Raw genomic sequence first — 1,384 nt, forward strand, 5'->3', positions numbered from 1 at the left:
TGCAGCAGATCGAGGGCAACCTGCTGGAGCCGCTCATCATGAAGCGCCAGGTGCGGCTGCACCCGGCGGTGCGCCGCGGCCGGGACCACCGGCGCATGACCGGCTGTTCGACGAGCGCGTAGAGGATGGACGCGAGGACCAGGCAGACCAGGTACGTGGAGATGAGGACGAGGATGCCGGTGCCGAGGTCGAACGTCTTGCGCGTGTACATGCCGACCACGCCGTTCTCTCCGCTGTACGCCGCGTGGACCATGAACATCACGGTGACGTGGATGACGAAGAAGGCGTACATCCGGTCGCCCAGCCAGACCATCAGCCTGCCGTTGGCCAGCGTCCGGTGGCCCCGCACGTCCGCGACCGCGAAGGCGGGGATCAGCAGGGCCATCGGGATGAGCGGCACGAAGGTGTAGCCGTAGAAGACCGGCACGTCGAGGGTCGCCAGGTAGAAGCCGATGGTCAGCAGCGACGCCGGCAGCGCCCCCAGACCGATCCACCGGCCGGTCAGGACGATGCGGGCCATGATGATCCCGACCACGAATTCCAGTGCCCGCGTCAGCGGGAAGTAGAAGCCGAACCAGTGCTGGGACCAGGAGACCTCGGGCGCCACGAGGGATGGCGGCTGGTCGGGCAGGAAGGCGTTGGCGACTACCGGCACCAGCGCGGACAGGGCGGTCACGCCCACGGCCCAGGCCCACAGGCGGTTCGGTCGGATCTTCTTGACCAGGACGTACAGAAGGGGGAACGCCGCGTAGGCCAGCACGTCGATGTTGGCCGACCACATCGGACCGTTGAGGTTGTTGAACAGGAAGGACTCGGACGGGAACCAGGCGGAGACGAGCAGCAGCCCGGCCAGGGCCTCCACCGCCTTGATCGGCACCCCGGTGGGAATCCACAGCGCGATGATGATGGCGTACACGACGACGTGGTTGGGGAAGAGTTTGAAGAACCGGCGACGCCAGAACTGCCGCGCGCTGTCCTTCGACGACGCCGTCCAGGTCACCACGAAGCCGGTGAGGACGAAGAAGAAGCTCAGGCCGAACATGCCGGCGTTGGCGCCGTAGCGGACGTACTCGACCATCACGGCAGGGTCGGTGAACAGGCCCAGGGCGAGCCCGTGCGTGATGAACACCGACAGGCCGGCGACTGCCCGCAGACCGGTCAGCGACGGCAGGCGGGAACGGGTGCCGGTCCCCGCGGGGGTTTCCGGCCGCGCTCCGGGCTGTGTGATCGTCATGGATGCACCTCCGGGTGCGGGTTGCCCGTCGGCGGTGCCGACAGGATCGGGCGAGGCAACAGGGGATGAGGATGCGAGCGGCGGTGGGGGGCGCCCCGGGGGGGGGGGCCCCCCCCGCCCCCCCCCACCACCCCTCCGCCAGCCGGGACG

At 68.9% G+C, this 1,384-nt stretch carries 1 protein-coding gene; it reads right to left on the minus strand.

Going from position 1 to position 1,384, the window contains the following annotated elements; genetic code table 11:
* Window positions 1–1,234, minus strand: a 1,234-nt coding sequence (locus AB0L34_RS33910) for an acyltransferase (protein WP_363709756.1), incomplete at its 3' end; no start/stop codon positions are given.
* Window positions 1,235–1,384: the final 150 nt, after the last annotated feature.

This window comes from Micromonospora sp. NPDC052213 (assembly GCF_040679695.1).
Lineage (GTDB): Bacteria > Actinomycetota > Actinomycetes > Mycobacteriales > Micromonosporaceae > Micromonospora.